The following is a 22,472-nucleotide window of genomic DNA, read 5'->3' on the forward strand; positions in this document are numbered from 1 at the left end:
CGGTCCACTCTTTCGTCTAATGCGGTGTCAGAGCTCGAGGCGATCAGGCCAGTGCTTCTTCGGCCAGGTGTACGTAGTCGAATTCGACCGGCTGATCGTTGATCCCGGTCTTCGGCGGTGCGATCCAACCCGCGAAATCACCGGGCTCGTATTGGGGCACCATCAGTTCGGCGACCCGTGCGCGGTCCTCGTCGCTGGGAAGCCATTGCCCCGCGTGGCGATTCCATTCGTCCTCGGTGAGCACCTCGCCGCTCGGTGAGACGAAGTGACCGGCGAAGTTGCCGACCTTGCGGTTGAAGCCTTCGTGCGGAAGGTACAAGCGCTGCTCGATACCGGCGTCCTCGAGTGCCTGGTTCCAGCGCCGAACACCGTTGCGGCAGTCGGCGACATACTCGTCGCGCAGGTCGAGATTGAGCGCCGTCAGGTAGGGCACCTCTTCTTCGACGATCTTGCCGTCGCGAACGGTCCGCACGACGTAGGTGCCGTCAGCAAGGTCGTGATCGTCCTTTCGGCGCAGCTCCTGCCAACGTCCCTTCAAGCCTCCGGTGTAGTAGGCGGCGGCATTGGTGGACTGTTCGGAGCCGAACAGGTCCATCGACACCGCGAACTGGAAGTTGAGGTAGCGCTGGATGACGTCGAGCGGTATCCCGCCGTATTGGAAGATGTCGGCCGTCTCGTGTCGGGCCATTAGCTCGGCGGTGCGCTCGACCGTGCGCTGCACGCCGGTGGTGCCGACGAACATGTGGTGGGCCTCTTCCTTGAGCATGAACTCACAGGTCCGCGCCAGCGGGTCGAAGGCCGATTCCTTCAACGTGCCGAGCTGATACTTGCCGTCCCGGTCAGTGAAGTACGTGAACATGAAGAACTGCAGCCAGTCGGTGGTCTCCTCGTTGAAGGCGCCGAGGATGCGTGGCGAGTCAAGGTCTCCGGAGTTTCGTTTGAGCAGCTGCTCGGCTTCCTCTCGCCCCTCGCGGCCGAAGTAGGCGTGCAACAGGTACACCATCGCCCAGAGGTGCCGTCCCTCTTCGACGTTGACCTGAAAGAGATTTCGCAGATCGTAGAGACTGGGCGCGGTGTTGCCGAGGATGCGCTGCTGCTCGACTGACGCCGGCTCGGTGTCGCCCTGCACCGTGATCAGGCGCATCAGCTCCGCGCGGTACTCACCTGGCACCTCCTGCCACGCCGGCTCGCCCTTGTGCTGTCCGAACGAGATCGTGCGTTCGGCGTCGCGTTCCGCCAGGAAGATGCCCCACCGGTACTCCTCCATGGGGACGTGGTCGAAGTGCGCCCAGCCGTCGCGTCCGACCGCTATCGCCGTGCGTAGGTAGACGTCCTTGGTCGGCAGCGCCGGTCCGAGGTTCTTCCACCAGTCCAGGAACTTGGGCTGCCAACCTTCGAGGGCGCGCTGCAGCCGCCGGTCTTCCGCGAGGTTGACGTTGTTGGGAATGCGTTCGGTGTAGTCGATCTTGCTCACCGGGCCGGTGGGCACCGGCGCGGCTCCAGTGCGTTCCTGTTCAACGGTCATGGCGCTCTCCTCCGACTGAATGACTGCGCTTCATTCTACACTTTGTACGCGTACCGTCTACTAGTTTGTAGAATGAATTTGGCACTCACCGGCGGCCGAGTTCGGCGAGGAAGTCAGGACTCCCCTGAACCGCGGTCCGCTGCATGAAATGCCGGAGACTGCGCAGTCCGGCCAGCTCCTCGCCGCCGCCCGCGCGACCGGGACCCCCGTGCACTGCGTGGGGAACGGCTGCCCCGTGTCCGGTGCTTTCGGCAGCGTTGTCGGAATTCAGTACCAGAAGCCGACCGTGCCAGGGTGCGGCCGCGGCCACCGCCGCATGCGCGATCGTGGCGTCGGAGGTGACGATGGACGCCACCAGGCTGCCCTCGCCACGCGTCACCAGATCCAGCGCATCGTCGAGACTGTCGTAGGGCAGGATCGAACTCACCGGGCCGAAGGCTTCTATCGTGTGCGGTTCCGGCTGCTGCGGATCATCGAACCGCAGCAGGACGGGGGATTGAAAGGCACCGTGTTCGAGGTCTGCCGATGGCGACAAGTTCTGCGGCGCACACTCGATGCCGCCGAAGACGATTCGGCCGGCCTTCGCGAGCCGCGCGGTCGCCGCCCGGACGTCGTCACGCTGCGCGAGGCCTACCAGCGGCCCCATCCTGACCGTCTCGTCGCGCGGGTCGCCGACGGTGATCTTCGATAAGCGTTCGCACACGGCAGATTCCACGTCGTCGACGAGCGCGCGAGGCACGAACGCCCGACGTATCGCCGTGCATTTCTGCCCTGCCTTCTGAGTCATCTCGGTGACCAGTCCACGGACGAAGATCTCGAATTCCGGACTACCGGCCGCCACGTCCTCGCCAAGGATGCTGCTGTTGAGCGAGTCCGCTTCCGCAGTAAACCGCACGGCGTTGCCCGCGATGGTGGGGTGCCGACGCAGAGCGGTGGCCGTCGCATGCGAGCCCGTCACCGACACCACGTCCTGTCCGGTCAGCGATTCGAGGAGCCCGTCCGGTCGCGCGCACACCAGCTGCAGGGCGCCATCCGGAAGGAGGCCGGAGGCGATGATCTCCCGAACGGCCAGTTCGGTGACGTAAGCCGTCTGGCTGGCAGGTTTGACGATGTTGGGCATCCCCGCCAGAAAGGCCGGTGCGAACTTCTCGAGCATGCCCCAGACGGGAAAGTTGAACGCGTTGATCTGCACGAAGGCGCCCAGCAAGGGGCTCAACACGTGCTGGACGCCGAAAGTGCCAGTCTTGCCCAGCGGTTCGAAGTCGCCGTCGCGCAGGATGTGTTGATCCGGCAGTTCTTTCGCGCCCTTGCTGGCGTACACGAACAGCACGCCGATACCGCCGTCGATGTCGATGGCCGAATCGCGTCGGGTGGCCCCAGTGCGCAGGGAGAGGTCCGTCAACTGCGGAATCCGCGCCGACAGGTGCTTGCCGAGTGCCTTCAGCGTGCTCGCCCGCTGCTGGAACGTCATGTCGCGCAACGCTGGGCCGCCGACGTTTCTGGAGTGGTCCAGGACCGCGAGGTAGTCGAGCGATTCGTGGGATATACGGACGATCGGCTCGCCGGTAGCCGCGTCGAGGAGGGCTTTCCCGTCGTCTGCCGGGTGCTGCCACTGTCCGCAGACGAAGCTGGGCAGGATATCGGTCATTGGGGCATCCTCTCGGTTGTCTTCCGCCCGTTGAGGAATTCGCTCATGCGGCGGTACTTTTCGTCGTCTTCGAACAACATGGCCTGGATCGCCAGCTCGAGCTGGGGATGCGCTTCCGGTGCGGCGTCGACCGCAAGCTTGGTCATTCGCAGGGCGATGCCGGAGCTCTGCAGCATCTGAGCGGCAAGGTCACGTGCGGCAGCGAGTAACCGTGCCGGCTCGACGATCGAGTGCACGAGGCCGAGTTCGAGGGCACGCGCCGCGGAGATCTGCACGCCCCCGAGAAGTACTTGCTTGGCGACGCTTTCCCCGACGAGCCGCACCAGGCGGTAGGTCGCGCCCGCGCCGGCGATGATGCCGAGCCTGGGCTCCGGCTGCCCGAAGGCCGTCCTGGGGGTGACGATGCGGAGATCGCAGGCATAGGCGAGTTCGGCGCCGCCGCCGAGCGCATATCCGTCGACGGCAGCGATCGTCGGCATCGGCAGCGCACGAACGCGGTCGAACAGTCTGAGGTTGATTCCCGCCAACGCGTCATCGCGGCCGCGTTCACGAAGTTGGGCGATGTCTGCACCGCCGGCGAACACACCGTCGGCGCCTCCGGTGATGATCGCTGGGCGGGGGTGATGTTCGAGTGCCTCGCACACGGCGTGTAACTCGGCGACCATCCTGGCGTCGATTGCGTTGCGCTGGGCCGGCCGGTCCAGGATGACTTCGACGACACCGTCAGATTCGGTGATGCGCAGGCATTCTGGTTTGGTCATCGAGCGTCCCAGGTATAGAACCCGCGGCCAGACTTCTTGCCCAGCTCGCCGGCGGCCACTTTGTCGATCAGCAGCTGCGGCGGCGTGAATCGTGGGCCGAGGCTGTCGGCGAGTTGCCGGGCGATGTGCAGCCGGACATCGAGGCCTACCAGGTCGGTCAGCCGCAGCGGACCCATCGGGTGGCGGTATCCCAGCACCATCGCTTGATCGATGTCTTCGGCGGCGGCGACGTCGTCTTCGAGCATGCGAATCGCTTCCAGGCCGAGTGCGACTCCCAGCCGGCTCGTGGCGAAGCCCGGGCAATCGCGTACGACGATGGTCTCCTTGCCGATGAGCCGTCCGATGTGGCGTGCGGTGTCGATGACCGCGTCCGGGCTCGCCGATCCACGCACGATCTCCAGAAGCGGCATCGCCCAGACCGGATTGAAGAAGTGCAGACCGACCAGACGCTCAGGATGGCGCAGCGACTTCGCGATCTGCGAGATGCTCAGCGCGCTGGTGTTGCTCGCGAGCATGGCCGGTGCTCGCCGTTCGGCTGCCGCGAGGATCGACTGCTTGAGGTCAAGATCCTCGGGCACGGCCTCGACGATCAGATCCAGCTCCATCGGTAGGTCGTCGACCGATTCGACGGTGGTGATGGACGCCCGGATGTGGTCGGCGATCTCGGCGGGCAGCCGGTTCTCGGTTTGCAGCCTATTCACTCGGACGACGATCGTCTGGTGCGCGGCCGCAGCACGTGTTCGATCGGGCTCGACCACCGTGACCGCGCAGTCGGCCTGAGCGAAGACGTACGCGATGCCCACCCCCATCGTGCCCGCTCCGATCACGCCGACCGCCGACACCGGGTTCACTGATCCGCCTCCGCACCGAACGGCAAGCGGGTGAACACGTTTCGCGCGTTTCTCGACAGCACTCCGGTGAGCGTGTCGTCGGGCAAGCCGAGTCCCATCAGCGCTTCGACATTGCATCGCACCCCGGGAACGCCGGGCCAGTCAGTACCGAAGATCATCTTCTGCGCGATCTTGGCCAGGTCGAACCGTTGGTAGTACTCGGGGAGCTTCTTGGGTGGCAATCCCGCCAGGTCGAGCCACACGTTGCGCTTCGACTGCGCCATGAACGCGGCGACGTCGTACCACCAGCCGCGCCCCCCGTGGGCGAACACGAACTGAAGGTTCGGAAAGTAGTCGATCGCGTCCAACAGCAGTTCCGGATTCCCGCAACTGGTCTGCGCTCCAGGAAAGCTCGACACGCCGGAGTGCAGAATTACTGGCACGCCCAGGTCACTGCAGCGCGCATAGACCGGGTACAGCTCCTTGCCACCGGGATCGAAGCGACCGTGAACCGGATGCAGCTTGAGTGCTACGGCGCCGAGGTCGAGTTGCCGCTGCAACTCGTCGAGCAACGGAAAGTGAAGGTGCGGGTTGACATTCGCGACCAGGCTGAACCGGTTGGGATTGAACTGGGCAATCGGCACGACGTCGTCGATCGCCTGAATCCCCGTGGCGCGCGGACTGTATTCGCAGAACAGCAGCGCGTGATCAACGCCTTCATCGGTCAGCAGACCGTCCAGTGCCGCCGGATCGGGGGTGTCCCCGTCGTAAGCGTCGCGCCACGGGTGGTCACGCGAGAACGTGTCCGCCCAGTCCAGCCACGCTGGATTCAGGGTGCTCAGCACGGGGACATGCACATGCGCGTCGATGACTACACGACCGTCAATCACAGTCGATAGTCTACATTGCAACGACGGATATACAAGATTCTGTAGTAGAATTACGGGGACTGCCAGGCGATGCGGTCACGGTTGTACGCTCCACGGCATGAGTTTCGCCCGATGAGTAAGGATGAGCGCATGAGCGCAAGTGCGCGCGCCGCAGAGGACGAGGCGCTGCCGGCCGACTCGCGACGACGGGAGCTCGGCTCGGCAAGCGCGCGCAGTGTCCTGCTGACCGTGCTTGGCGAATTCGTCCACCCACGCGGGACGCCCGTCTGGACCGCAACGCTCGTCGCGGGTCTGGCAGCGCTCGGCATCGAGGAGAAGTCCGCTCGCCAGGCGATCGCCCGATCCGCCGCCGACGGGATGTTGGAGTCGGAGAAGTCGGGCCGCCGCGTGAGCTGGCGCCTGACCCAGCCCGGTACCCGACTGCTCGTCGAAGGCACCAGGCGCATATACGGTTTCATGAGCGAGACCCGACCTTGGGATGGCAGCTGGCTTGTCGTGTCGGTGGCCATTCCCGAAACCCAGCGGCAACTTCGGCACAAGCTGCGGACGAGGCTTACATGGTTGGGGATGGGCTCTCCCAGTCCAGGGATATGGATCCTCCCGGACGTCAACAAGGTCGCCGACGTGGCTGCGGTGATCGACGAACTCGACCTCAACCCGCGGGCATTCGCCTGGACGGGAAAACTCGCGTCGATCGGTGAGCCCGATGCCCTCATCGAGGACGCCTGGTCACTCGACGACGTCGAGCAACAATATGAAGAATTTCTGGCCACCTTTGGCAAGGTTCGCGCCAACACCCCGCTGCAAGCATTTGATGCCCAGGTGCGGCTGGTCCAGGCGTGGCGGCGCTTCCCCTTTCTGGACCCCGCTCTGCCGCGCGAATTGCTGGATCACAATTGGCCGGGGCCACGCGCCGCGAAGCTCTTCCATCGCCGCCACGACGAATGGCATGGTGCCGCGCAGCAGTATTGGACTGACCTGCAGTCGCAGACATCGTAGGCGACACTGGATTAGCGGAGATAGATCGACTTGAACTGCTGGTAGGAGTGCAGTCCCTCAGGCCCGAGTTCACGGCCGAGACCGCTGGCCTTGACACCCCCGAACGGGGCCACCGGGTCGGGAAGGTAGGTGTTGACCCCTATCGTGCCGGTCTGGATTTGCGCCGCGACGGCAAGTCCGCGGTCGGGGTCGCCGGTCCACACGGTCCCACCGAGTCCGTAGTCGGAGTCGTTGGCGATCCGCACCGCGTCCCGGTCGTCGCCGTAGGGAATGATCGAGAGGACCGGCCCGAAGATCTCCTGCTGCGCAATCGCATGGTCGTTGTCGACATCTGCGAACACCGTCGGTTCGACGAACCAGCCCTTGTCCATTCCCGCGGGCCGACCGCCGCCGCAGGTGATCCGGGCACCGTCGCCACGGCCCTTGGCGATATAGCCTTCGACCCGATCCCGCTGAGCCGCGGTGGCAAGAGGGCCGATCTGCGTGGCTTCCTCCAGTGAACTGCCGACTGTCAGAGACTCCGCGAAAGCCGTGAAGAGATCGACGATCTCGGTGTAGCGCGTCCGAGGCGCGAGCACCCGCGTACCGAGAAAGCAGGTTTGGCCGTTGTTCAGCAGGGTGGCGGTGAAGAGCTCCTGACCCACGGTCTCCAAATCGAGGTCGGCGTCGTCAAGCACGATGGCCGCCGACTTGCCGCCCAGTTCGAGCGTGACGGGCTTCAGCAGCTTGCCACACACTTCGCCGATGTCCCTGCCGGCCGCCGTCGAACCAGTGAAGGAGATCTTGTCGACACCCGGGTGTGCGACGAGATACGCGCTGACGTCGCGCCCTGCGGGGACCACGTTGATCACGCCGGAGGGAAGTCCGGCTTCGGCCACCGCCTCCGCGAAAACGTAAGAGTCCAGGACTGTTTCGGGCGAGGGTTTGATGATCAGCGTGCACCCGGCCGCCAACGCGGGCGCGTACTTGAATGCCGCCAGGGTTTGCGGAAAGTTCCACGGCACGATCGCACCGACGACGCCGAGTGGCTCCCTGCGTACCAGGATGTTTCCGCCGAAGAGCCCCTGTCGCATCTCTTCGAAACTCGATTCCCACGCGAGCCCGGCGTAGTAGCGGAGCAACGCGACCGGGAAGCTGCCCTCGAGTTGTCGAGCGACCGCAACCGGCATGCCGTTCTGCGCGCTGACCCGCTGCACGATTTCCTCAGCCCGGCGTTCGAGGATGTCGGCCAGGCGCTCCATCGCCGTCGCCCGGTCGGCTGGTGACCAATGCGCCCACCCCGCGGGGTCGAGGAACGCGTGTCGTGCCGCAACGACGGCCGCGTCGACATCGGCCTCTTGCGCTTCCGGCGTCGAGCCGATCGCTTCTTCGGTGCTCGCTGCGATAGCCGTGATCCGGTGAGTCGAACTCGGCGCCACCCAGTTGCCGCCGATGAACAACGAGTCGTAATCCATCATGTAAAGCTCCTCTAGAAGGTGATCACGCCTCGGAGATTTCGGCCGTCCCGCATGTCTTGGTAGCCGGTGTTGATGTCGTCGAGTTTGTATGTGCGCGTGGCGAGTTCGTCGAGCTTGAGGTGTCCAGTGCGATAGAGGCTGAGCAGCTTCGGAATGTGCAACCGGGGATTGGCGCTGCCGAACAGTGACCCGACCAACCGCTTCTCCGTCAGCACCAGATCCAGGGCATTCAACGACACCGTCTCCTCGGTGGCTCGGTGCAGGTTGGTCACCACTACGGTGCCCCGTTTGGCGGCCATGGCCAGGCTCTTCCCGATCTGCACCCCTTCACCGACCCCCGTCGTGTTGACCACGACGTTCGCGCCGCGTCCCCAGGTGAGTTCGTCGACCAGCGCCTGCGCCTCGTCGCTGCTTTCCACCGCGTGCGTCGCGCCGAACTCGAGGGCCTTCTCGCGCTTGAACGCGACCGGGTCCACGGCCACGACATACTGCGAGCCGTTGAGGGCGGCGCCCTGCACCGCGTTGATCCCGATACCGCCAACGCCGATGACGACAGTGGTGTCACCGGGTTTCACACCGCCGGCGAATACGGCCGATCCCCAGCCGGTCACCACGCCGCAACCCAGCAGGCAGGCCTTGTCCAACGCAATGTCGTCATCGAGCTTGATGCAGTTGGCCTCGCTGACAACGGTGTGCTGAGCGAATGTTCCCAGCAGACACATGAGGCCGACATCTTGGCCGCGAGCGTGATGGCGCGCGGTGTGATCCGAGATTTGCGTGCCGTCGCCGAGATACTGGCCCAGTTCGCACAGGTTCTGCATCCCGGCCGAACATGCCGAGCATCGCCCGCACGCGGGAATGAAGCCGAAGATGACCCGGTCGCCGGGCGCCAGCCCTTCGACTCCAGGCCCCGTCTCGAGGATCGTGCCCGCGCCCTCATGTCCGCCGATCATCGGAATCGGCCACGGCAGGTCGCCGGTGAGCACGTGTTCGTCGGAGTGGCACAGGCCGCTACCGCCCATCTCCACGAGCACCTCGCCGTGCTTCGGCGGATCTAGCTCGATCTCTTCGACACTCCATGCTCCGCCGCGCTCCCAAAGGATGGCCGCCTGCGTCTTCATCTGAATTCCTCCCGTACGCCGAAGTAGCTGCAATATTGGAACTTTCGTCCAGCGTCACACGAACCGCACACGACGGGTGTCCAACTTCTGGACACGACTACGACGCCGCCGCGATCCCGTACGAGCGCAGTGCCTTGTAGAGCGTCGTGCGGCTGATGCCCAGTTGTTGCGCCGCTGCCTTCTTGTTTCCACGGGCGAGTCGAAGGGCGTTGGCGATCGCATCACGCTCGGCCTGCTCGATCGGGCTCAGATGCCTCCTGGGAGGGTTCCGATGGGTCTCAGGAAGGTCGACGACGGCGACGTCACCCACTCGGCGCCGTTCGCTTATCCCTTTGACGACGGAGTAGAGCTCCTGAAGGTTTCCGGGCCATTCGTGGCGAGCCAACGCCTCTAGCGCGGCCGGCGTGAAACGCAACTGCGGTGCCGCGCCCAACTCATTGAGGATGTGCTTGATCAGAAGCGGGATTTCTGCACGCCGCTGACGCAGCGCTGGCAGCTCCACTTTCTCGTCGCAGTCGGCGAGGAGCGCCGCGTGCGCTTGCCCCATCCAGTCGGCGGGAACACTGGTGAGGATCACCCGGGCCGACGCAGACTTAATGCAGTCGGTCATGCGATGAACCGACACCGCAGGGAGCATGTCGACTGATTCGATGACTACGCATTCGCCGCTCGGCAAGCAATCGTTGAGGCGACGGAACCAGGCGCGCTCACCCAACTCGAGGATCTCGCCGCAGTCCAGCCATCGAGCGGCCGTGCCGGCCATCTTGGCCGCAGTCGTCGTCCTGCCTGAGCCTGGCTCGCCGGATATCAGGCTCCTGGTCCGCGTGCCCACGCTCACCGCAACGGGGCAAGGCATGTCGTCGTCGGTCAACGTGAAGACAACGGCGGTGGTGCCGGGTACGGGACTTACCGAAGCGATCACCTCGCGGCCGGAGACCAATCGGATGGGAAGAATCGATTCGTGGTTCGTCGGAACGTCGACGGACGCGGCCCGCAGCACGGCTTGATCGTCCGGCTGGACGATCTGCATCGCGGCGGCGTTGGCGAGGAATATGTCGTCGCCGATCGCGATCACGGGATGAGAGCGTGCCCTTGCCGCAGCGTGCTGAAAGTTGTTGAAGACGCGTCTTTCTGACTCGCGTGCCTGCTCGAGCAGGCGCTCACCAACTTGCCGGGCCGAGCGGATCACGAACGGCGCAAGGAGGGGATGGTCGTCCTCCAGTAGACAGGTGATGTCCAGTACACCCGCGACTCGCTGGGTGACCGGATGAATGATCGTTTGGCCGTAGCAGCTGAACCTCTTCAACGCTTCGACGTAGTGCTCTTCGCCGCGCACCGCCACGCCTCGCCGCAGTTCGAAGGCGGTGGCGATCGAGTTGGTTCCCGTTGTCTCTTCGCGAAATCGGCGACCTTCCACGGTGCCGACTTCGTGAAGTTTGGGCCGCAGCCGTTCTTGCCCGAAGCGGAAGTCTGTCAACAACGCGTTCCGGTCCGCAAGGATTACGGCGAAGCGCGTGCCATCGAGTTCGGCGGCCATCTCGTCAAGAACGGGCGTTGCCGCAACCATGAGCCGGCTGCGTCGGTCGACCTCCTCGATCTCGGCATCGTCGACCGACGCCGATGGACAAAGGCCGCTCATCGCTACCCGCCGCCAGGAGGTCGCGATGAGCGGTCGCGCGGATCCGTCGACGCTAGCTGGTGTCACGACGTCCCTCAATGAGTCTGAACTTCGGCGGAACATGCTGGTTGCCGGCGATGTCTCGGACGGCGGCGACGAATTCTGCCGGCCTGTCGATGTGGACGAGGTGGCTGGCGCCGGGGATCACGACGGTGCGCATGTCGGGCCGGCGCCGAGCTACTCGCGCGTGCAGGCCGCCAATCCACGGCGCGCTCTCGGCACCGAGAATCCAGGTCAACGGCACGGGCAGGTCGACTACCGCTCGGAGGGGCACATGCTCGGCCATCACCCCGAAGTAATAGGGGTCCCATTCGGCCAGCACGGGCGCGGAGTTCGCCAGTAGGCCTTTCCGCGCGTCGTCGTCGAGCGTGTCGTAGACGTTGCCGCCCGATCGCAAGGCGGAGCCAAACCGAAGGAACGCTTCGGCGGCTTCAATCGGCCGCCCCCGCCATTGAGTTAGCTTGAGCCGCAACGCTGTAGCGAGCACGGCGCGATCGGCGTGCCGCAAACCGTGAAAGGGCGCTTCGACAACGCCCAGCGTGGAGAACAGCTTCGGATTCTCTACCGCGGCGGCAAGCGTGACGTTACCGCCCGAGCTCCACCCGATGACCGTGGCGGGCTCTGCCGCCACCTCCTGCAGAAGCAATGTCAGATCGCGGGCATGAACCCGGTGGTCGCGAACCGGCTCGTGTCGCGACTGTCCGTACCCTCGCCGGTCGTAGACGATGACGCGATATTCCTGCGCAAGTTCGCCAACCACCCGGTCCCAGGTGGTCATGTCCGTACAGGAACCGTGCACCAGGACGAGTGGCGCGCCATCCCCGGCCGTCCGGTAATGCAACGTCGCTCCAAGAGCGTCGAGTGTTGGCATGTGGCCCTTCCATGAGGCCTTGGCAAGTTGTGACTGACGTCACTATGTAACATATCGAGCAGTATTGTCAAGAAATATGACACACGATGGTCGGCGCGGAATCGGAGGTAGTCTGGCGTGCGGCCGCGGTCGCTGGCATTCGACCTGTTCGGTGAGCACTTCCGGTCGACGGCCATCATCTGGGGCTCTCTTCAGCAGATCGGTACGCGTGGTGTGGCCCCGCGGCCTGCTATGACATCGTGCGCCCGGAGGCGGAGTCCTTCGTCGCCGGCGTTCGAAGCGACCCCCTAGCGCGTCACTATGTGACACATTTCTTGACCACGCCCAAATGTCGTTACGTTCGTCCGCTGTTGGCTGTCAACCAAACGCCGTCGAGCCTCCGTGGGCGGCTTTGGGACCGCTAACTGCGTTGAGCCACCCGACGCTGGCGCCAGTTGTCACTGGCGTGCAATGCGGTGACGGCGACCGGTATGAACAGCGGGGACAACACGAACATAAAGATTGCAATCGGCATCAACATGGCTTCTCACATTTCTTCGCCGGTGACGAGTAGGGCCGAGGTCGGCGAACCACGTGGTAGCGAACTACCGAAATACCGCTATGGTTCGCGAGTTTCAGCGTCACACGGTTGACGGGGGCAACGATGTCCAACTTCTGGACACACGTGCGACCCTGGCCGGCAGCCAGCCTTGGCGGCGGGCGGACAACCACCGGGCCGAATCGGAATCTTCGCGTATTAGCGAACCGCTACTGCCAGAACCGAATCCAGTCGACGAGCATGGTGGCCGGGAACACCGTGCTCGCCGAGACGGGTCCCGGCCAGTCACCACCGACCGCGATGTTCAGGGTGAGATACATCGGTCCGTCGAAGACCCACTGTGCCCCGGCAGGCATGGTTGATTTGTTGTATTGGCCGACGACGTTGCCGTCGATGCCGATCAGCATCGAGCCGGGTTGGCGGTAGACCTGGTAGACGTGATAGTCGGAGGCCAAGTCCAGGCCAGCCGCGCCGTCGGCGGATTGCTTCCAAGGGATGGCACTGTTGGCGACGGTGGGGCCATGAATTGCGTTGTGGTACACCGTTCCCGTGTTGACCAGCTCCATCGTGTCGATCTCACCGCACGCTGGCCAACCGACGGAGGTGATGTTCGAGCCCAGCATCCACGCCGCTGGATGCAGACCCTGTCCCTCGGGAAACTTGATGCGGGCCTCCAGCAGCCCGTAGTAGAAGTCGACCTTGCCTCGGGTGACCACGCGGGCCGACGTGTACGAGGTGCCGCTCTTCCTTGCCTCGATGACCATCTGGCCCAGTCCGTTGAGCCGGACGTTCGCAGAGCTGTTCGTATACGTCTGTAGTTCGTTGTTTCCCCACCCGCCTCCGCCGAGGTCGTAGGTCCAGTAGAGCGGATTTGGGGCGCTATAGGCGGTGCCGTTGAAGTCTTCCGCGCCAACGAGCGTCATGTCGGTGGCGGTCAGCCTCACCGCGGTGGCGACGTTGCGGTCGGGTATCGCAACGGTGCCAGCTGCGGCCAGCGTCGCGATCGCCAGCGTCGCAGCAAGCACGGTGGACGATCGTCGGGCAAAGGGCAGTACGCGGTCGAATCGACGTGGCATTGGCGGCAAATCCCCCGGTGCAATAGAACTCGTAGTAACTGACAGGCTAAAGCCATTTGGAATTCCGAGACGGTCGTGAGCGGGGGACTTGCCGGACTGGCATCAAACATCCACCGAACCGATACATTCCTGGCGACGCAACCGAATCTATGCGTGTTCCCACTGAATTGGCGCGCCTGCGGCTAACACAAAGATATGTCCTCCGTGTTAATAGCCCAGTCTTGAATGACGTGCGAGCGCCGCTCAATCTTGTCGGGCTCGACGAGTGCGCTCAAGCTTGATTCGATCCTGCGACGGTAGCCATCTCGAATCAAGTTGTGGTTGTCTGTGTTTCGACCAAGCCGACGGATAAAGTGCGACATTGCAACGTATCCCGGTGTGACGTGGTCAGGATGCGGCCGCAGATGCCGGCATTGTCGGACAGCGCTACCTCGCCGATGCGACGCACGCCCGCGGGCGCGAACTCACGCCTCGGCGCCCAGGCGAATTGTCCGAACTCGGAGCCAGGTGACCGTCAACATCGCCTGAAGCGCCATTTGTTCACTCCAAATTTGCCAGCGGCATCTCGTCCTAGGCCTAGCCTCCGGTGCATTTGGCGAGATAAATCTCGCTGACCTGATACGACTCCAATCACCACAATTTTGACGCAATCGTGAATTTCGCTGCGAAAGAGTTCGCCGCGGCGCTTACTGTTCCTACATCACCCGCCACGAACGATCGGATACATCAATGACGACAGAGAACGTGGCGGACCCCCCGATCGCGGACGAAGAGTGTCGGGACTGTGGCTACGAACCAGAGCTGAAGCGAACTCTCGGCTCGTTTCAGGTGTTCGCGATTTCGTTCGCGTTCATCTCGGTGGCGGTCGGCGTCTTCAGTACTTACGACGAACTACTGCGCGGTTCCGGACCGGTGGGCATCTGGACCTGGATCATCGCGTTCATCGGCCAGATGTTGATCGCGCTGGTGATCGCGCAATTCGCGGCCCGCATCGCATTGTCGGGCTCGTCGTACCAGTGGGGCTCTCGATTGGCCAACCCCAGGATCGGCTGGTTCTTCGGCTGGCTCACCTTCTGCTATCTGATCACCGGCTTCATGGCCATCAACAGCGCGATGGCGAGTCAGTGCCTGATGCCGCTGTTCAACATGGAGCCCAGCGAAACCACCGCACGAATCATCACGGTGGCGATGATGGTGATCGAGGCGGTACTGGCGATCGCCTCCACGAGGATCGTGGCCATGATCAACTCGGCGGCGGTCGCCATCGAAGTTTCGATCGTCGCGGTGCTGGTGGTCGCGCTGTTGGTGGCCGTGGCGGTGACGGGAACCGGCTCGACCGGCAACCTCGTGTCGCGTGGAGTCGCCGAGGGAGAGTCGGGCTACTTCGCGCTGGGCGGCGGGTTGATGATCGCCATGATCGTCGGCCTCGGGACGCTGGTGGGCTTCGATACTGCGGCGAACATGGCTGAGGAGGCCAAGGACCCGTTTCGGACCGTCCCGCGCGCCATAGTCGGATCGGTTGCGGCGGCTGGTGTTCTGGGCTTGTTGTTCCTGATCGCGCTGACCGTCGCGATCAAGAACATCCCCGAAGTCACGGCGTCCGATTCGCCCGTCGCGGCGATCATGCGCGACCAACTTGGCCCTGTCGCCGAACGCCTGTTTCTCCTCGTCATCGCGATTGCCTTCTTCGGCGGTGGGTTGGTGACGTTGGCCAGCTGCTCACGCATGATCTTTGCGATGTCGCGCGACAGCCGCTTTCCCGCCCACCAACTGATGAGGCGGGTGGACAGCCGCACCCAGACCCCCATCCCGGCCACCATCCTGCCGGTCGTCATCGGGATCGCGGTGCTAGCTGCGTTACCGGGCGATGCGCTGATGGACCTGATCACGTCCGGCACGGTGTTCCCGGCGGTCACCTACGGCGCGATCGTCGTGCTCTACCTGGCGGTGCGAAAACGTCTTGACCACAAGGAAGGTGGCTTCAGTCTTGGTCGCTTCGAGACGCCTGTGGCCGTCGCGGCGCTGATCTGGTCGATCCTTGCGCTGGTCTTCATCCTGGCACCGGCCAGCTCGCTCGCCCCGATCGTGATGGTGGGCGGCCTCGCGCTCATCGGCGCCCTGTACTTCGCGTACATGATGATCTTCAAGCGCGAGGTGCTCGACGACGCACCGGCCGAGGTTTCCCCGGCCGTGGCCGACGTGACCGAATGACGTCCACCACGGCACGGCCAACCGAGCTGACCGGAAGAATCGTCCGACGGGGGGACGCCGATCACGCGACGGCAAGAATCTCCTATAACCGGCTGTTCGAACACGATCCAACGGTGTTCGTGTTCGCCCAGGAAACGCAGGACGTCGTCAACGCATTGGCCTGGGCGCGGCAGAACGACGTCGAGCTTCGGGTGCGAAGCGGTGGCCACTGCCTCGAGGGCTGGTCGTCTGTCGACGACGGCATCGTGATCGACGTGAGCGAGCTGAAGTCGGCCACGATCGACGTGGCGTCGAACACTGCGACCGTCGGCGCCGGACTCAATCAGCTGGAAGCCGTGACCGCGCTCGGCGAGGCCGGGTGTGCGGCGCCGACCGGTACCGAGGGGACAGTCGGTCTCGTCGGCGCAACCCTCGGCGGCGGCTTCGGACTGCTGACCCGCAACTTCGGCATGGCCTCCGACAACCTGTTGGCGGCAGAGGTCGTCGTCGCGTCGAACGACGGTGGGGCACAGGCGATCATCGCCGACGAGCAGAACAACGCCGACCTGCTCTGGGCGCTTCGCGGCGCTGGCAACGGGAATTTCGGGATCGTCACTTCACTGACGTACAAGATCCACCCATTGACGCAGACGACCTACGTGACCGCGAAATGGCCGGGTCCCGACGACCTACCCGAGGTGTTCGACGCCTGGCAGCGCACTGCCCCCCATGCCGACCACCGGCTCACCACCCAGCTCGAGATACTGCGCGACGGCATCACGCTGATCGGGGTGCTCGCTTCTGGGTCCGAGGAAGAGGCAACAGCGCTGCTCGCGCCGGTTCTGTCCGTCGGCAGTCCCGATGTCTCGACGGCGAGCGCGAGCTGGTCCGACACCTACACGGGATTTCAGATATCGCCCGCCGACGAGGCTGCGAACTGGAAGTTCTTCTCGCAGTTCATCTCCGACCCGTTCCCTGCGAGAGCGATCGGGCTGATCTGCGCGTACATGTCGAAGGCACCCACACCGGACTGCAACTACTTCACCAATGCCCTCGGCGGAATCGTCCCGGGCAGTGAACCTTTCGGTGGCTCGGCGTTCGCCCACCGCAACGCCATCTTCTACGCCGAACCAGGCGCAGGCTGGGGTGTTCGCGGCGGGACACCGGCAACGGCCGATCCGCTGACTGCGAAGTGCCAGGCGTGGGCTGCCGAATTCCATCAAGCGTTGGCGCCCTACGTGAATGGCGCCTACGTCAACGTGCCGAATACCGACACGGTCGACTGGGCGACCGCCTATTGGGGAGCAGGCGTCGACCGACTACGTGCGATCAAGGCGAAGTACGACCCCGACAACGTGTTCAGCTTCGAGCAGAGCATTTCACCGGCGACGTGACCGCCCGAGCCAGCGGCCGCGCTCATTTCACCTCCACATGTTCGGGGCGGACACCAAGACCGATGAATCGGCCGACAGCGTAGCGCAGCGCTGGCAGCCAACGGCATAGACGGACCACCGGTGGAACGTGGGTGGTGGTGTCGTCGGACAGGTTTCGGGGATACAGGTCGCGCAGGATAGCCGTCTGGAAGGCTTGGGTGATTCGCGTGGGCAGCTCACGTCGACGCTGGACCCGCCGCAAGTCCCGCTCCGACGGGGTCCCGACCGCGAGGATCGGCCCGATGAGATTCGCGGCCGCCACCGCGTCTTGGACGGCGAGGTTGATGCCGACCCCGCCCGCCGGCGACATCGCATGCGCGGCATCGCCGATGCACAACAACCCGGGCCGGTACCAGCGTGGCAACCGGTCCACCCGAACGGTCAAGTGGTGGACGGCGTCCCAGTCATCGAGCCGTCCGACCCGGTCCGACAAGGCCGGCGCCAGCGACGCGATGCGGGCCTGCAACCCGGGCAGACCGGCCTGACGCAACTCGCGGTATGCGTCGGTGGGGATGGCGTACGCGAGTTGCCAGTAATCGCCGCGGTCGATGGAAACCAACGCGCCACGGCCACCTTGAAGGAACGGCACGTCATCGTCGGGACGCCTCGGCAGCTGGAACCAAAGCACATCCAGGGGAGCGGATTTCGCGATCGGCCGCAGACCCGCTTCGGTCCGCACGGTGGAATTCCTGCCGTCGGCCGCGAGCACCAGGTCCGCCCGGATCTCGATGTCGCCGTCGGGCCCGGTGGCGAGAATGCCGGTCACCCGGTCGTTTTCGATGATCAGCTCCGACATCTCGGTGCTTCGCATGAGCCGGAATTCAGGCAGCGTCGCACCCTTGGCGGCGACGAAATCAAGGAAATCCCACTGCGGGACGTACGCGATGAACGGGTAGTGAACCTTCAGCTTGCGGAAGTCGGCGAACGTGACTGCATTTCCAGCCATGCTGAGCGTAACGTCGGACATCCGTGAATGCGGAAGGTTGAGAAACTCCTCCGCCCACCCGAGCTCGTGCATCAGCTCGAGGGTGGACGGGTGGATCGTGTCGCCGCGGAAATCGTGCAGGAAGTCTGGATGCTTTTCCACCACAATCACTTTGATACCCTGGCGGGCCAGCAGGACGCTGGCCATCATGCCCGCAGGCCCGCCACCGACCACGCAACATTGCACAGACTCCGTCACCATTTGACTCGATGCTCCTAATCGCGAATGAGGCCGTTCAGAATCAGTTGGACAAGTTGGTCGGGCTCTACGCGCTGGCCCGTCCTGTGACCGATTGACACCGCAGCGAACAACGTTCGAGCGGCAACCCCGACGAGCTCGGGATCGAGCTCCCCGGCCGCGGCTCGCGAGCTCAGGTACGACTCCAGAAGAGATTGGCCCGTCGCCAGGAACTCGCGCAGCGCCCCGCCCGCGCTGGCATTGGCGTGGCTCTCGGAAAAGAACACCGACACCAGATCGGCGTTGGCGGCTAGCATCCGGTCAAAGGCACCCACCAACTCCGGCAGCACCACGGACGCGGATTCGTCTGCTCGTTCGGTGAGCAGCGTGCGCAGCTGGGGGGTGAATCCGCGCTCGGTGAGAACGGCCGCGATCAATGCCTCTTTGCCAGTGAAGTAGTGGTAGAGCAGGCCAGGCGTTACCGACGCGGCCTCGGCGATGTCCTTGATGGATGTTCCGTCGACGCCCTTGGCCGCAAAGACCGCCAGGGCGGCGTCAATGAACTGCTCTCGCCGTTGCTGCGCCTGCTCCCGCCGGGTGGCCACTCCGCGATCGTAACGTTGATTAAACGATTAATCAACGAAATGCGGAACGTCGGCGCAGCGGCGAGGGCCATTCCCGCTACGTGCGGTGGCTATTGCGGGATGTCGACGAGGATGCGGCCGCGGGTGCCGGCGTCGACGTGGTCGTGAGCGTCGGCGATCCGGTGCAGTGGGTATGTCTGGCCAATCTCGATGTGCAGTGCTCCGGCGGCCGCTGCGCTGGTGAGGTCGCGCGCGGCCTGTCGCTTGGCTTCGACGGGGAAGTCGTCGCTGCCTAGGAGTCGTATCGTCACGTTGGCGAAAAGCATTGGCCAGAAGGGGATCTCTGTTCTGTCGGCGCGGGTGGCGTAGGCGGCGATGACGGCGTCGTTGGCGACGACCGCAGCATCGAGGTCGGCGTTGTCGGATAGCGCCACCTCGACGACGCGGTCCACGCCCTTGGGTGCGAACTCACGGATCGCGGCGGCCGGATCGGATTGATCGAGGGCGACGGCGTGCGCTACCACCGACGGATCGACGCGATCGAGGTCGCTGCTGCGGGTGACGGTGGCGATCACGGTCGCTCCGCCCCAGCGGGCGAGTTGGGCGGCCAACGAGCTGACGCCGCCAAGCGCCCCGTGCACGAGCAGTGTCTTACCGGCCACGGGACCGTCACTGAAGACGGCGCGGTGGGCGGTGACACCGGGAATGCCCAGGGCCGCCCCAACGTCGTCGCCGACGCCGTCGGGCAGGGCCACGGCGAGGTGTTCGGGGACGACGGTGAACTGGGCGGCGGTGCCGAAGGACCGGTAGGACTGCGCACCGTAGACCCATACCCGTTGTCCCACACGGCTGTTGTCGACACCGTCGCCCACGTCATCGACGACGCCTGCGGCATCGCTGTGGGGGATGACGCGCGGGAACGGCATGGCCGAGCCGAGCCATCCGCGCCGCTTCTTGGTGTCGCCGGGGTTGACCCCGGAGCGGTGGACGCGGACGCGGACCTCACCGGGACCGGGCCGAGGGTCGGGCAGGTCACCAACCTGCAGCACGTCGCTGGCGGGGCCCTGACTGTCGTACCACACGGCAAGCACGTCGAATGTTCCGTTCTTTCAGTGGGTGTGATCGTCGTCGGCTGGCGTATCGAGCATGTCGTGCAGCCAGGCGCGTTCGGCGTGGCTGGTGGCTCGGGCGATCAGCAACATGCCGCGTCGGTAGGGATCGGGCGTGTCCTCGGCGCGCAGTGCCCGCTCATCGTCGTAGAAGAAGCTTGCCGGTTCTTCGAGGAAATCCAGCCGCCGGCGTAGCACCGCGTTGCGGTCGTGAGCGTCGGGAAGCAACGATATGAACGCCAGGATCGTGAAGAACTTGCTGGCGTCGGTGATTTCGTGATCGGCGGGTTTGCGCAGACGTTCACGCAACTCCACCCATCCGCTGTCGGTCAGGCTCAAGACATGGCGCTGCGCTGCCGCGGCGCCCGCTTCGACCCGGCGCTCCAAGAACCCGCGGTTGAGCATGCGGTTGATTGCCGGGTAGAGGGTGCCGTCGCTGACCGGCCGGGTATGACCCGACAGCTGCACCACGCGGCGGCGCAATTCATACCCATGCAGCGGGCCCGCCGCCAGGAAACCAAGGATCGCGAGTTCCAGCACCTCTCGAGGATACCTCGAAACGAGGTATGCTCGCCGAGGTTGGGTCGACTCTCAGGTAGCCGCGGTCAGGTACGAAGCAGCGCAGAAGTACAACGCGAGTACGTCTAGCCGATCTGCCTGCCGGAGCCGTTCGTCGCTTGAGGATCGCCACGCTCACCCAACGCCACGGACCTAGAACCACCGTGGTGATGCGCCGGGACGACGCTGACAACACAGCCTTGTCGGATCGACGGGACCAACCAGTGATGCTCGGTCGTCTTCGACGGACTCGCCGAGGAGTTCGCGACGTAGTCGATCGATTGCAGGGTTCGGCGTGGGTGGGTTGGGGAGGTCGTCTGGCAGCACTCGTGGAGGCCAGTGGATCGAGTTGTTCAGGGGTGGCGAGCTACCACCACTGAAAGGTGCCCCGGCATGATTCGAGCACGCGACACCGGCATTCGAACTTGCGGCATTCCGGCGATTCTCGGCAATGCCCGAAAGCCCACTCTTACAGCTGGTTTGAGCATGATCCGTCGTCAACTGTTCCACCTCAATCTGCCCGATTGTCCGTCATAAACGGTGAATAAAAGATGGATTCTGTCGGTAGCTGGCGCTACCGTCGCCGGACAGACCGCGCAGCGAACGGAAGGTGGTGGAAGGAATGGTCACTCGCAACGAGCAGATCGAGCGAGTCGTTCGGGAACTGCTCGAGATCATGCCCGAGATCGCCTTTTCCGACATGGAGCTGTGCGAGCTCACGACCCTGCTCATGGTGTACCGGCAGGTCTACGACCGCATACAACGAACAGGGATACGACCCGCCGCCAGCGGGCCGTGGGATGACGACGACCCGGAAACCATCAGGCGCCAACGAGAGGATTCAAAGGGAGTGATGGGCAGCAACAGAGAGAGCCCGTTGTGAAAGTGGTCGTCCCGCTGATCGGCGCCGTGCTGCTGATCGCTGCGCTGGCGCTCAGTGCGTCGGTGGTGCTTGGCGGGGCCCGACGGGCGCACAAGACCAAGGTGGACGCGGTGCTGCGACGTGTGGTGGGCGAGGAGGCCGGGGTTCTGGAGCGCCTCAGGGACGCGTGATCGAGTACCTGGATCTCGATGACCTCCTGGAAGTCACGCGGCGCGCCGTCGGAGAGGACGTTGCGGTGCCCCCGGCATGATTCGAACATGCGACACCGGCTTTAGGAGAGCCGTGCTCTATCCCCTGAGCTACGGGGGCGGGGACGGCAGAAGTCTACCCAAGCGGTTCAGCGGAGTTCCGCAATGACCTTGGCGAACACCTCGGCGTGCTGCTGCTGCACGGTGATGTACGTGACGCCGTAGGAGTCGCGGAGCTCACGGACACGGTCGGCCATGTCGGTCACCGACCCGGACAGGACTGCCGGCGTGCGCAGCAACTCCTCGTCGGAGAACTCGGGCAGGAACCGACGCGTGAGCGACAGATCGGGCAGTCCCGAATCGTCGGTCGGCATCGACGTCACGGCGATGTTGAGTTCCAATGACTCGAATCGGTCGCCGGCCGCGGCCCGCACGAATGCGATGCGGTCGGCCAGCGGGTCGGAGTCCGCGGTGATCGGGGCGCCGCCGGTGAGCCCGATGATGTCGGCGCGTTGCGCGGCGATCGTCAACAGTTTGTCGCCGTTTCCGGCGACGAGGATCGGAACGTCGGGCACGTGCTCGTTCATGTGCTCGATGACGTGCCCCAGCCACGCGACGCGCTGACCGGCGGTGGGGTAGGGCAGTTCGGCCTGCTCGAACTCCTCCTTGACGTAGCCAGCGCCGAGTCCGAGATCGAGCCGTCCTCCAGACAGGTCGCGCAGCGAGGTGACGTCGCGGGCTAGCAGCGCCGGCCGGTAGAAGCCGGCGTTGAGCACGAACGTGCCGACCCTCAGCTTCTCCGTGCCAAGGGCGAGCGCCGTCATCATCGGGAACGGCGCCGTGGTGTAGAGGTGGTCGGCCATGTTGACGACGTCGTACCCCAGGCCCTCCATGCGTTGCGCCCAGTCTTGGACGGATTGTGCGCGCCGCGCAGCTTGCAGACCTACTCCGAAGCGGAATTCCTTGGCCAC

General features: G+C 64.5%; 20 protein-coding genes and 1 tRNA gene. 5 read left to right on the forward strand and 16 right to left on the reverse strand.

From position 1 onward, the window contains the following. Positions 1–43: 43 nt before the first annotated feature. The 5 genes from boxB to SLQ33_RS25670 form a co-directional block, all read right to left on the reverse strand. Positions 44–1,525: a benzoyl-CoA 2,3-epoxidase subunit BoxB gene (gene boxB / locus SLQ33_RS25650; protein ID WP_319456711.1), complete on the reverse strand. Its 1,482-nt coding sequence runs from the start codon at positions 1,523–1,525 to the stop codon at positions 44–46. 85 nt (positions 1,526–1,610) lie between these two features. Further along, on the reverse strand, positions 1,611–3,173 hold the full coding sequence (gene paaZ, locus SLQ33_RS25655; RefSeq protein WP_319456712.1) for a phenylacetic acid degradation bifunctional protein PaaZ: 1,563 nt from the start codon (positions 3,171–3,173) through the stop codon (positions 1,611–1,613). After that, positions 3,170–3,934 (reverse strand): enoyl-CoA hydratase/isomerase family protein, encoded by a 765-nt coding sequence (locus SLQ33_RS25660; protein WP_319456713.1) that lies wholly within the window; start codon positions 3,932–3,934, stop codon positions 3,170–3,172. Before SLQ33_RS25660 ends, paaZ begins: the two co-directional genes overlap by 4 nt. Continuing rightward, positions 3,931–4,785, reverse strand: a complete 855-nt coding sequence (locus SLQ33_RS25665) for a 3-hydroxyacyl-CoA dehydrogenase family protein (RefSeq protein ID WP_319456714.1) — start codon at positions 4,783–4,785, stop codon at positions 3,931–3,933. The genes SLQ33_RS25660 and SLQ33_RS25665 overlap by 4 nt, the downstream gene beginning before the upstream one ends. After that, complete coding sequence (locus SLQ33_RS25670) at positions 4,782–5,654, reverse strand: amidohydrolase family protein (protein WP_319456715.1); 873 nt, start codon at positions 5,652–5,654, stop codon at positions 4,782–4,784. Before SLQ33_RS25670 ends, SLQ33_RS25665 begins: the two co-directional genes overlap by 4 nt. A 129-nt stretch (positions 5,655–5,783) precedes the next feature. On the opposite strand from SLQ33_RS25670, the gene SLQ33_RS25675 reads away from it, so the two are divergent. Continuing rightward, positions 5,784–6,653: a PaaX family transcriptional regulator C-terminal domain-containing protein gene (locus SLQ33_RS25675; RefSeq protein ID WP_319456716.1), complete on the forward strand. Its 870-nt coding sequence runs from the start codon at positions 5,784–5,786 to the stop codon at positions 6,651–6,653. 11 nt (positions 6,654–6,664) lie between these two features. Here the strand turns inward: SLQ33_RS25675 and SLQ33_RS25680 are convergent, their stop codons facing one another. From SLQ33_RS25680 to SLQ33_RS25700, 5 genes are all read right to left on the reverse strand, one after another. Further along, positions 6,665–8,110, reverse strand: coding sequence for an aldehyde dehydrogenase (locus tag SLQ33_RS25680; RefSeq protein ID WP_319456717.1), 1,446 nt, complete (start codon positions 8,108–8,110; stop codon positions 6,665–6,667). Positions 8,111–8,121: 11 nt separating this feature from the next. Then, on the reverse strand, positions 8,122–9,231 hold the full coding sequence (locus SLQ33_RS25685; protein ID WP_319456718.1) for an NDMA-dependent alcohol dehydrogenase: 1,110 nt from the start codon (positions 9,229–9,231) through the stop codon (positions 8,122–8,124). Positions 9,232–9,328: 97 nt separating this feature from the next. After that, positions 9,329–10,936, reverse strand: coding sequence for a sigma-54-dependent Fis family transcriptional regulator (locus SLQ33_RS25690; RefSeq protein ID WP_319456719.1), 1,608 nt, complete (start codon positions 10,934–10,936; stop codon positions 9,329–9,331). After that, a complete protein-coding gene (locus SLQ33_RS25695; RefSeq protein ID WP_319456720.1) occupies positions 10,923–11,780 on the reverse strand; it encodes an alpha/beta hydrolase in 858 nt (285 codons plus the stop codon). The genes SLQ33_RS25690 and SLQ33_RS25695 overlap by 14 nt, the downstream gene beginning before the upstream one ends. Positions 11,781–12,527: 747 nt before the next feature. Continuing rightward, on the reverse strand, positions 12,528–13,394 hold the full coding sequence (locus SLQ33_RS25700; protein ID WP_319456721.1) for a glycoside hydrolase family 16 protein: 867 nt from the start codon (positions 13,392–13,394) through the stop codon (positions 12,528–12,530). Between the two features lie 729 nt (positions 13,395–14,123). On the opposite strand from SLQ33_RS25700, the gene SLQ33_RS25705 reads away from it, so the two are divergent. Beyond that, the gene (locus tag SLQ33_RS25705) at positions 14,124–15,605 is read left to right on the forward strand and encodes an APC family permease (protein WP_319456722.1); all 1,482 of its coding nucleotides are present in this window, start codon (positions 14,124–14,126) and stop codon (positions 15,603–15,605) included. After that, a complete protein-coding gene (locus SLQ33_RS25710; protein WP_319456723.1) occupies positions 15,602–16,978 on the forward strand; it encodes an FAD-binding oxidoreductase in 1,377 nt (458 codons plus the stop codon). Before SLQ33_RS25705 ends, SLQ33_RS25710 begins: the two co-directional genes overlap by 4 nt. 22 nt (positions 16,979–17,000) lie before the next feature. On the opposite strand, the gene SLQ33_RS25715 is transcribed toward SLQ33_RS25710, so the two are convergent. The 4 genes from SLQ33_RS25715 to SLQ33_RS25730 all read right to left on the reverse strand — a co-directional run bounded on the left by SLQ33_RS25715 (position 17,001) and on the right by SLQ33_RS25730 (position 20,412). Next, positions 17,001–18,203 (reverse strand): FAD-dependent oxidoreductase, encoded by a 1,203-nt coding sequence (locus SLQ33_RS25715; RefSeq protein WP_319456724.1) that lies wholly within the window; start codon positions 18,201–18,203, stop codon positions 17,001–17,003. Between the two features lie 14 nt (positions 18,204–18,217). Further along, positions 18,218–18,784, reverse strand: a complete 567-nt coding sequence (locus tag SLQ33_RS25720) for a TetR/AcrR family transcriptional regulator (protein WP_319456725.1) — start codon at positions 18,782–18,784, stop codon at positions 18,218–18,220. 89 nt (positions 18,785–18,873) lie between these two features. Then, positions 18,874–19,854, reverse strand: coding sequence for an NADPH:quinone reductase (locus SLQ33_RS25725; RefSeq protein WP_319456726.1), 981 nt, complete (start codon positions 19,852–19,854; stop codon positions 18,874–18,876). 18 nt (positions 19,855–19,872) lie between these two features. Next, positions 19,873–20,412, reverse strand: a complete 540-nt coding sequence (locus tag SLQ33_RS25730) for a PadR family transcriptional regulator (RefSeq protein ID WP_319456727.1) — start codon at positions 20,410–20,412, stop codon at positions 19,873–19,875. A 640-nt stretch (positions 20,413–21,052) separates the two neighbouring features. Here SLQ33_RS25730 and SLQ33_RS25735 point away from each other — a divergent pair. Together SLQ33_RS25735 and SLQ33_RS25740 are read left to right on the forward strand one after the other, a co-directional pair. Next, positions 21,053–21,313 (forward strand): hypothetical protein, encoded by a 261-nt coding sequence (locus SLQ33_RS25735; protein WP_319456728.1) that lies wholly within the window; start codon positions 21,053–21,055, stop codon positions 21,311–21,313. Then, positions 21,310–21,483, forward strand: a complete 174-nt coding sequence (locus SLQ33_RS25740; protein WP_319456845.1) for a hypothetical protein — start codon at positions 21,310–21,312, stop codon at positions 21,481–21,483. Before SLQ33_RS25735 ends, SLQ33_RS25740 begins: the two co-directional genes overlap by 4 nt. Before the next feature lie 66 nt (positions 21,484–21,549). Here SLQ33_RS25740 and SLQ33_RS25745 read toward each other — a convergent pair. Both SLQ33_RS25745 and SLQ33_RS25750 read right to left on the reverse strand, forming a co-directional pair. Continuing rightward, positions 21,550–21,622: transfer RNA gene (locus tag SLQ33_RS25745), tRNA-Arg, on the reverse strand. Between the two features lie 28 nt (positions 21,623–21,650). After that, the gene (locus SLQ33_RS25750) at positions 21,651–22,472 is read right to left on the reverse strand and encodes a TIGR03621 family F420-dependent LLM class oxidoreductase (protein WP_319456729.1); all 822 of its coding nucleotides are present in this window, start codon (positions 22,470–22,472) and stop codon (positions 21,651–21,653) included.

This window comes from Mycobacterium sp. RTGN6 (genome assembly GCF_033804605.1).
Taxonomy (GTDB): Bacteria; Actinomycetota; Actinomycetes; order Mycobacteriales; family Mycobacteriaceae; genus Mycobacterium.